The organism is Streptomyces sp. CC224B (genome assembly GCF_030010595.1).
GTDB lineage: Bacteria > Actinomycetota > Actinomycetes > Streptomycetales > Streptomycetaceae > Streptomyces > Streptomyces longispororuber.
This window is the reverse complement of the sequence record NZ_JASCXL010000194.1, coordinates 1-8979: the sequence shown is the minus strand read 5'-3', so window position 1 is coordinate 8979 and position 8979 is coordinate 1. Positions and strand designations below refer to the sequence as shown.

Annotated in this window: 5 protein-coding genes; 4 read left to right on the top strand and 1 reads right to left on the bottom strand. The window is 74.2% G+C overall.

Going from position 1 to position 8979, the window contains the following annotated elements; translation table 11 throughout:
• Window positions 1–1737, top strand: a 1737-nt coding sequence (locus tag QK440_RS40100; RefSeq protein ID WP_282798202.1) for an SUKH-4 family immunity protein, incomplete at its 5' end; no start/stop codon positions are given.
• Window positions 1738–2107: 370 nt separating this feature from the next.
• Window positions 2108–3028, top strand: a complete 921-nt coding sequence (locus QK440_RS40095) for a cellulose-binding protein (protein WP_282798201.1) — start codon at window positions 2108–2110, stop codon at window positions 3026–3028.
• Between the two features lie 186 nt (window positions 3029–3214).
• Here QK440_RS40095 and QK440_RS40090 read toward each other — a convergent pair whose 3' ends face one another.
• Window positions 3215–4927 carry an MFS transporter gene (locus QK440_RS40090; RefSeq protein ID WP_349239353.1) on the bottom strand — a complete coding sequence of 571 codons (1713 nt, stop codon included), beginning with the start codon at window positions 4925–4927 and terminating at the stop codon, window positions 3215–3217.
• Window positions 4928–5505: 578 nt separating this feature from the next.
• On the opposite strand from QK440_RS40090, the gene QK440_RS40085 reads away from it, so the two are divergent.
• Both QK440_RS40085 and QK440_RS40080 read left to right on the top strand, forming a co-directional pair.
• A complete protein-coding gene (locus QK440_RS40085; protein WP_282798200.1) occupies window positions 5506–6294 on the top strand; it encodes an ABC transporter ATP-binding protein in 789 nt (262 codons plus the stop codon).
• Window positions 6291–8873 (top strand): ABC transporter permease, encoded by a 2583-nt coding sequence (locus tag QK440_RS40080; protein ID WP_282798199.1) that lies wholly within the window; start codon window positions 6291–6293, stop codon window positions 8871–8873. Before QK440_RS40085 ends, QK440_RS40080 begins: the two co-directional genes overlap by 4 nt.
• Window positions 8874–8979 lie beyond the last annotated feature (106 nt).

Sequence of the window (8979 nt, the reverse complement as noted above, 5' to 3'; positions counted from 1 at the left end):
GCGCCGCCGCCCCCGGCCGGTGCCGGCACGCCGCCCCCCGGCGTCCCGGGCGCCCCTGACGCGGGTGCCACGCCGCCGCCCGGCGGTGGTTACGTGGCGACGCAGCTCGTGTCGTCGCTCGGCCCCGAGGGACCGCAGCCGCCCGCGCCGCCCGGCGCTCCCGCCGGACCCGGCGCCCCCGGTGCCCCGGGCACGCCCCCCGGTGGTGTGCACCACGCCGCGACGATGCTGGCGGACCCGAGCATGGGCGGCGGCATCACACCGCCGGGCGCCCCGGGCGCTCCCGCCGCTCCGGGCGCTCCCGGCGCTCCGGGTACGCCGCAGCCGCCCGGCCCGCCCGGCCCGCCCGGTGCCCCGGGCACGCCTCCGGGCGGTGTGCACCACGCGGCGACGATGCTGGCGGACCCGAGCATGGGCGGCCCCAAGCCTCCGGGCCCGCCCGGCGCTCCTGGTACTCCCGGCGCTCCTGGTACTCCCGGTGCTTACGGGACGCCGCAGCCGCCCGGCCCGCCCGGCGCCCCGGGTGCCCCCGGCGCCCACGGTGTGCCCGGCGCTCCCGGCGCTCCCGGCGCTCCCGGCGTACCCGGCGCTCCGGGCGCTCCCGGCGCCCCCGGTGGCGGCGTCCACCACGCCGCCACCATGCTCGCGGGTCCCGCCGTCGGCGGTCCTGGCGCGCCCCCGCCGCCCGCCGCGCCGGGTGTCCCGGGCATGCCGCCGCCCGGCGCCGGGCAGCCGTACGGCTATCCGCAGATGCCGATGGGGCAGCCGACCGTGGGACCGGGCTACCAGGCGGTGCTGCGCTACCGCGCGGCCGACGGGTCCGAGCAGCAGGTGATCCGGCGTTCGGCGCCGGGCACCCCGCACCCGGAGTGGCAGATCTTCCACGAGCTGCGCGGCATGAACGTGCCGCCGGACCAGGTGCTCGAGCTGCACACGGAGCTGGAGTCCTGCGAGCTGCCGGGCGCGTACTGCGCGCGCATGATCCGGGAGACGTGGCCGCAGGCGCGCATCACCTCGATCGCGCCGTACGGCAGGGACCACGCGTCGCGGCAGCAGGGCATGCAGCAGCTGCTCGCGCACCAGGGCGAGCTGCACCAGGTCGCCGACGGCCCGGCGCGCCCCGCGCCGGTGCGGGCGCCGCTGCCGCCGGTGCAGCCCGCCGCGCCGGTGCCGCCGGAGGGCGCCGCGCAGGAGCTGGCCGCGGCGTTCGGGCCGGGCGTGTTCCGGTTCGACCAGCGGTCGGTGTCCCGGCAGGGCGTGCCGGACCTGGTGGCGTACACGCTCGTCGTGGCGGGGCTGCCCGTGGACTTCGGCCCGTTCTTCTGGGCGCAGGCCCAGCCGGGGCGGCCGGTGCCGACCCTGGCGGAGCTGGCGCAGGAGCGCGGGGTGCAGCCCGCGTCGGACGCGGGCTCGTACCTCGTCATGGGCAGTGACTTCGGGCGGGCGCTGTGCGTGCAGTACGGCACGGCGCACATCGTCGCGGTGCCGGTGGAGGCCGGTCCGGGCGGCGCCCCGGTGCCGCCGCAGTTCGTGAACACGGGCCTGCTGGAGTTCGTCCGCTGCCTGGCCCTGCTCGGCCGCATGTGGCGGCTGCGCTACGGGCTCAACCAGGAGCAGGCGGGCCGCTGGACCGTCGACTTCCAGACGCAGCTGGCCGCGCTGGACCCGGCGGCGCTCGCCTCGCCGGAGAGCTGGTGGTCGGTGCTCCTGGAGCAGATGTGGGACGGCCTGCTGTAGCCGGGGCCGGTGACGGTGAGGCGCTCGACCCGCGGTGCGGGCCGGGCGCCTCTTCCATAGGGGGTGCCTGTTGCCGGTGTGGCGGGGGTATGTGTTCTTCGCGGGGCGGGTGGTGCGTGCGCCCGTGCCGCCGTCCGTCGGGGCGTACCGCCGGGCCGAACGGCTCTTCTACGTACGGCGGGACGACACCCCGATTCCGACTTCCGCCTCAATGGGCGCATCCTTGACCGGGTGGGGCGGGCGGAGTGTCGCGTTATGACCACTTCCGCTTGATCCCTCAAGATGTGCGCCAATCGCGTTGTGCGGCGGTGGCGCGGTGGAGAGAGTCAGCGCGACGGCGAGAACCGGTGAGGGCGAGAGGGGATCAAGGATGAGCGGCAGCGGTGCGTCACCCCATGGATTCGTCACCGTACGCGGTCGCGGCTACCGCCCCGCGCAGGTGGAGGCGTACGCCGACGCGCTGTCCCGGGAGCGCGACGCGGCGTGGGAGCGGGCCGCCCGCCTGACCGTGCTCGCCCGGGACATGGGTGAGGAGGCCGCGCGGCTGCGCGAGGTCGTCGAGCGGCTGGCCCCGCAGACGTACGACCGGCTCGGGCGGCGCGCCCAGTACCTGCTCGCGCTCTGCGAGGAGGAGGCCGCCGCCGTACGGGACGCGGCCGCGACCGAGGCGTACGAGCTCGGCCGGGCGGCCGAGGAGGAGGCCGTCGCCCTGCGGGACGCCGCGCGCGCGTACGCCGACACGGTGCTGGCCGAGGCCGAGGAGCGGGTGCGGCAGCGGCTGCTCGCCGCGCGTGCCGCCGCCGACGAGCTGCGGGAGGCGGCGCGGCGCGACGCGGAGGAGTGGCGCGGCGAGGCGCTGGCGGCGCTCCGCGAGATGCGCCGGCGCACGAGCGGGCTCCTCGCCGAGCAGGAGAAGGAGCACGCCGGGCGGTGGGAGGCCACCGAGCGGGAGATCGCCGAGCGCGAGGCCGTGGCCGACGCGCGCGAGGCGGCCCTCGTGGCGGCCGCCGAGGCCCGTCTCACCGAGGCGGAGCGGACGTACGCCAAGGCGGAGGAGTCCGCCCGGCACGGCGAGGAGGACGCGGCCGCGCGGGCCGCGGCGATCCTCGCGGAGGCGCGGGTGCGGGAGGAGCGGATCGGGCGGGAGACGGAGCGGGTGCTGCGGGAGCACGCGGAGCGGCGGGACGAGGTGCGGGCGCACATGGACCACGTGCGCAGCAGCCTGGCCGCCCTCACGGGCCGTGGCTACGGCGACATCCCCGGCCCCGCGGCGGCCGGGGAGGGGTCCTGAGGGGGACCCTGCGGGATTCCTCCGGGGTTTCTCCGGGTTCCTGAGGGGTTTCTCCGGGTTCCTGAAGGGTCCTGAGGGTTCCTCCGGGTTCCTGCGGGGTTCCTGGGCGTGCCCTTCGCCGCCCGGCGGTCGTGCGGCTGTGCGGCTGTGCGGGGCGGTGGTCTCGCGTGGACCTCCCCGTACTGATCAGTCGGTACGGGGTTTCTCCAGGCGCACCCGGGGTGCCGGGGGCGGCGGGGAGCCGGGTTCGGCCCCGGGCTCCGGTTCCGGCGCCCCGGCCGGGGCGGGTGCCTGCCCCGGCCCTTCCTCCTCCCTCTCCTGCCTCTCCTGTCTCGCCTCTCCCTGGTCTCCCTCCTCTCCCTGCCCTCTCTGCTCCTGAAGGACGGGGAACCGCCGCGGGGCCAGGAACAGCAGCACGAGCAGGCACAGCAGCGCCGCCGCGGCCGCGCCCACGTACACGGAGTCCACGGCGGCGTCGACGGCGCGCCGCAGCCGTTCCGGGTCGGCCACCGCGTGCGGGTCGTCGAGGGACTCGGCCACGGCGTCCAGGGAGCCCGCGCCGCCGAGCCGGGCGCTCAGGACGCCGTTGGCGACCGCGCCGAAGAGCGCCGCGCCCACGGTCTGGCCGATCTGGCGGCAGAACAGCACGGACGCGGTGGTCGTGCCGCGCTCCGCCCAGCCGACGGTCGACTGGACGCCGACGATCAGCGGGAGCTGGAAGAGGCCGAGCGCGGCGCCGAGCAGCAGCATCAGGAGCGCGGGCTGCCACGCCGAGCCGGGGTAGGGCAGCAGCGGGAAGGCGGCCAGCACGCAGGCGGCGGCGCCGATGCCGGTCATGGCGGTGTTGCGGAAGCCGATGCGCCGGTAGACGTGCTGGCTGAGCGCCGCCGAGACCGGCCAGCTCAGCGTCATGACGGACAGGACGAACCCCGCGGCGGTCGGGGCCAGGTGCAGCACCGACTGGGCGTACGTGGGCAGGAAGACCGTCGGCGCGACCATCACCAGGCCGAGCGAGCCGAGCGCCAGGTTCACCGCGGCGATGGTGCGGCGCCGCCACACCCAGCCCGGGATGATCGGGTCCGCGGCGCGCCGCTCGATCACCACGACCGCCCCGGCGCCCGCGAGCCCCGCGCCGAACAGGGCGAGCGACGGCGCCGACAGCCAGTCCCAGGCGACGCCGCCCTGGACGAGCGCGGTGAGCAGCGCCCCGCCCGCGGCGAACACCGCGAGCGCCCCGGGCCAGTCGAGGCGGTGGCGTGGACGCGGTTCGCGTACGGGTTCGTGCAGGTGGCGGACGATGAGCCAGAGGGCGAAGGCGCCGACGGGCAGGTTGATCAGGAAGATCCAGCGCCAGTCCGCGTACGCCGTGAGGAGGCCGCCCACGGCCGGTCCGGCCACGGCGGACGTGGCCCAGACGGTCGACAGCCTGGCCTGGATCCTGGGGCGTTGCCTGAGGGGGTACAGGTCGGCGGCGAGGGTCTGCACGGTGCCCTGGAGGGCGCCGCCGCCCAGGCCCTGGAGGACGCGGAAGGCGATCAGGGAGCCCATGTCCCAGGCGAGCGCGCACAGCGCCGACCCGGCGAGGAAGAGGACGCTGCCCGCGATGAGGACGGGCTTGCGGCCGAAGGTGTCGGACAGCTTCCCGTACACGGGCAGGGTGACCGTCGCGGCGAGCAGGTAGCCGGAGAACAGCCAGGAGAAGACGGAGAAGCCGCCGAGCGCGCCGACGATCTGCGGTACGGCGGTGGAGACGATGGTGGCGTCCAGCGCGGCGAGCGCCATGACGAGCATGAGCGCGGCGACGACGGCACCGCGCCGGTCCGTGTGCCCTGTCTTCGTGTGGGGCTCTCCTGTGCGCCGCGGCTCGGGCCTCTGCGGCGCCTCTGGCCTCTTCGGCACCTCAGGCCCCACCGGCCGCTCTGGCCCCTCAGGCCTCTTCGGCACCTCTGGCCCCTTCGGCACCTCCGGCCCCCCTGACACCCTCGGCATCCTTTCCCTGTGCACCGGTTGCCCCGGGTCACCTTCTCACCGGGGCGGGCTTTCCGGGAGGGTGGAGGGTTTCTCGCCCGCTGGAGCGGGGTGCCGGTCGGCGGGAGGGTGGAGCGACCCTGAGAAACGCTCCACCGCCGGGTGGAGAACCCCTAGGGGGACCTCCGTACCAGGGACCGGGGCGCAGTGGTACCGGCGGAGGACGAGAACGCCGGGCGGCGTCCTTAGATTTGCCTTACGTCGCGGGCCGCGGAGCACGGCTGCCGGGGACCGGGGCGTTCAGGCGGGGCCGGAACGGGGGTCCGGCCCCGCGCGCTCGGCCCGGCCCGGCCCCGCGCCCTGCGACGAACCGCAGTGGCAGGGGTGGGGTTTTCCCCAGGGAAAGACTGCGCTGTGCACCAGGGCGCCGGAGCACCCGGCGGACCAGACTGATCTGTGTGGACGCGAAGCCACCGCGGCCATCTCATCACCCACTTAGGAGACTTACCGTGACAACGGCTGTGACCACTCCCAGGCACGGGGGAACTGGCGGGCGTACGGCCGTGGCGGCGCGGGCGCGCCAGGTCGTCAAGGCGTACGGCTCGGGGGAGACGCGCGTGGTCGCCCTCGACCACATCGACGTCGACATCGCCCGCGGCCAGTTCACCGCGATCATGGGCCCGTCGGGGTCCGGCAAGTCCACGCTCATGCACTGCCTGGCGGGCCTCGACACGGTCAGCGGCGGGCAGATCTATCTCGACGACACCGAGATCACCGGCCTGAAGGACAAGAAGCTGACGCAGTTGCGGCGCGACCGCATCGGCTTCATCTTCCAGGCGTTCAACCTGCTGCCCACGCTGAACGCGATCGAGAACATCACGCTGCCGATGGACATAGCCGGCCGCAAGCCCGACAAGGGCTGGCTGGACCAGGTCGTGGAGACCGTCGGTCTCGCCGGGCGCCTCAAGCACCGGCCCACCGAACTCTCCGGCGGCCAGCAGCAGCGCGTCGCCGTGGCCCGCGCCCTGGCCTCCCGGCCCGAGATCATCTTCGGTGACGAGCCGACGGGGAACCTGGACTCCCGCGCGGGCGCCGAAGTCCTCGGCTTCCTGCGCAAGTCGGTGACGGAGCTGGGCCAGACCATCGTGATGGTCACCCACGACCCGGTCGCCGCGTCGTACGCGGACCGGGTGCTGTACCTGGCGGACGGCCGCATCGTCGACGAGATGTACCAGCCCACTGCCGAGCAGGTCCTCGACCGCATGAAGCACTTTGATGCCCGGGGGCGCACGTCATGACCGTCCTGAAGACCTCGATGCGCAACTTCTTCGCGCACAAGGGACGCATGGCGCTCTCCGGGATCGCCGTGGTCCTCTCGGTGGCGTTCGTCTGCGGCACGCTGGTGTTCTCGGACACGATGACGACCACCTTCGACAAGCTCTTCGCTGCGACGTCCGCGGACGTGACGCTCTCGCCGAAGGACGCCCCGGAAGCGGGCGACGAGGGCCCGCGCACCGGCAGGCCCGAGTCCCTGCCCGCCTCCGCGGTCGCCCGGGTGGAGAAGGCCGACGGCGTGAAGTCCGCCGAGGGCGCGGTCAGCAGCGACAGCGTCACGGTCGTCGACGCCGACAACGACGACATCGGCCCGTCCAGCGGCGCCCCCACCCTCGCGGGCAACTGGACGAAGAACGACCTGCGGTCCATGGAGATCACCTCCGGGCACGCCCCGCGCGGCCCCACCGAGGTGATGGTCGACGCCGACACCGCCGACAAGCACGACCTGAAGATCGGTGACGAGCTGCGCACCATCGCCGCCACCGGCGACTTCACGGCCAGGATCACCGGTGTCGCCACCTTCAAGGTGACCAACCCCGGTGCCGCGGTCGTCTACTTCGACACCCCGACCGCCCAGCGCCACCTGCTCGGCGCCACCGGCCGGTTCACGCACATCGGCGTCACCGCGGCGAGCGGCGTCAGCGACACCCAGCTCAAGAAGAACGTGGCGGCGACGCTCGGCGCCGACGCCGCCGAGTTCAAGATCAAGACGCAGAAGGAGAGCGCGGACGACAACCGCGAGTCCGTCAGCAGCTTCCTGGACGTGATGAAGTACGCGATGCTCGGCTTCGCCGGGATCGCCTTCCTCGTCGGCATCTTCCTGATCATCAACACCTTCTCCATGCTGGTCGCCCAGCGCACCCGCGAGATCGGCCTGATGCGGGCCATCGGCTCCAGCCGCAAGCAGATCAACCGCTCGGTGCTCGTCGAGGCGCTGCTGCTTGGCGTCGTCGGCTCCGTCGTCGGCGTCGGCGTGGGCGTCGGCCTCGCCGTCGGCCTGATGAAGCTGATGTCCGGCATGGGCATGGAGCTGTCCACGAAGGACCTCACCGTCTCGGCGACAACCCCCGTGGTGGGCCTGCTCCTCGGCATCGTCGTCACCGTCCTCGCCGCCTACCTCCCGGCGCGGCGCGCCGGCAAGGTCTCCCCGATGGCCGCCCTGCGCGACGCGGGCACCCCGGCCGACGGCAAGGCGGGCGCGCTGCGCGCCGCCATCGGCCTGGTCCTCACCGCCGCCGGCGTCCTCGCGCTCTACACCGCCGCCGAGGCGGACAAGGCCAAGGAGGGCTCGCTCTACCTGGGCCTCGGCGTGGTCACCACGCTCGTCGGGTTCGTCGTCATCGGCCCGGTCCTGGCGTCGTTCGTGGTCCGTGCGATCAGCGCGGTGCTGCTGCGGATGTTCGGCCCGGTCGGCCGCATGGCCGAGCGCAACGCCCTGCGCAACCCGCGCCGCACCGGAGCCACCGGCGCCGCCCTGATGATCGGCCTGGCCCTGGTGGCCTGCCTGTCCGTGGTGGGCTCGTCGATGGTGGCCTCGGCGACGGACGAGCTGGACAAGTCGGTGGGCGCGGACTTCATCGTGCAGGGCAGGCAGCAGATCACGCACCAGGCCGAGCAGCGCCTGGCGGACACCAAGTACGTCGCCCACACCACGCGCCACAAGGACGTGCGGGCCGACATCACCACCCCCGACGGCAAGACCGACAAGGGCGTGGGCCTGAGCGCCACCGACCCGACGTATGTGAAGGACCTGCGTCGCGAGACCACCGCGGGCACGCTCTCCGCCGCCTACGGCACCAACGCGATGTCGGTGGGGGAGAAGTTCGCCAAGGACCACCGCCTGAAGGTCGGCGACAAGGTCGAGGTCGCCTTCGACCACGGGCGCACCGGCGAGCTGAAGGTCGCGGCCATCACCTCGGAGGAGGGCACCCTCGACCGGGGCGCGATGTACCTGAACATCAAGACCGTCGAGAGGTACGTGTCCGCCGAGCGGATGCCGCTGAGCGACATGGTCTTCGCCAAGGCCGCCGAGGGCAAGCAGGATGAGGCGTACGCGGCGCTCAAGGCCACCCTGAAGTCCGACCCGCAGTACAAGGTGCAGGACCAGACCGACTTCAAGGAGACCTTGAAGGACCAGGTCGGCCAGATGCTGAACATGGTCTACGGCCTCCTGGGCCTCGCGATCATCGTGGCCATCCTGGGTGTGGTGAACACGCTGGCGCTCTCCGTGGTGGAGCGCACCCGTGAGATCGGCCTGATGCGGGCCATCGGCCTCTCCCGCCGCCAGCTGCGCCGCATGATCCGCATGGAGTCGGTGGTCATCGCCCTCTTCGGCGCCCTGCTCGGCCTCGGCCTGGGCATGGGCTGGGGCGCGACGGCCCAGAAGCTCCTCGCCCTGGAGGGCCTGAAGGTCCTGGAGATCCCCTGGCCGACGATCATCACGGTCTTCATCGGCTCGGCGTTCGTGGGTCTGTTCGCCGCCCTGGTCCCGGCGTTCCGGGCGGGCCGGATGAACGTCCTGAACGCGATCGCCACGGAGTAGTCCTCCCGGACGGGAGGCAGGAGCAGGGCCGGGGGGGGGGGGGGGGGGGGGGGGGGGGGGGGGGGGGGGGGGGGGGGGGGGGGGGGGGGGGGGGGGGGGGGCGGGG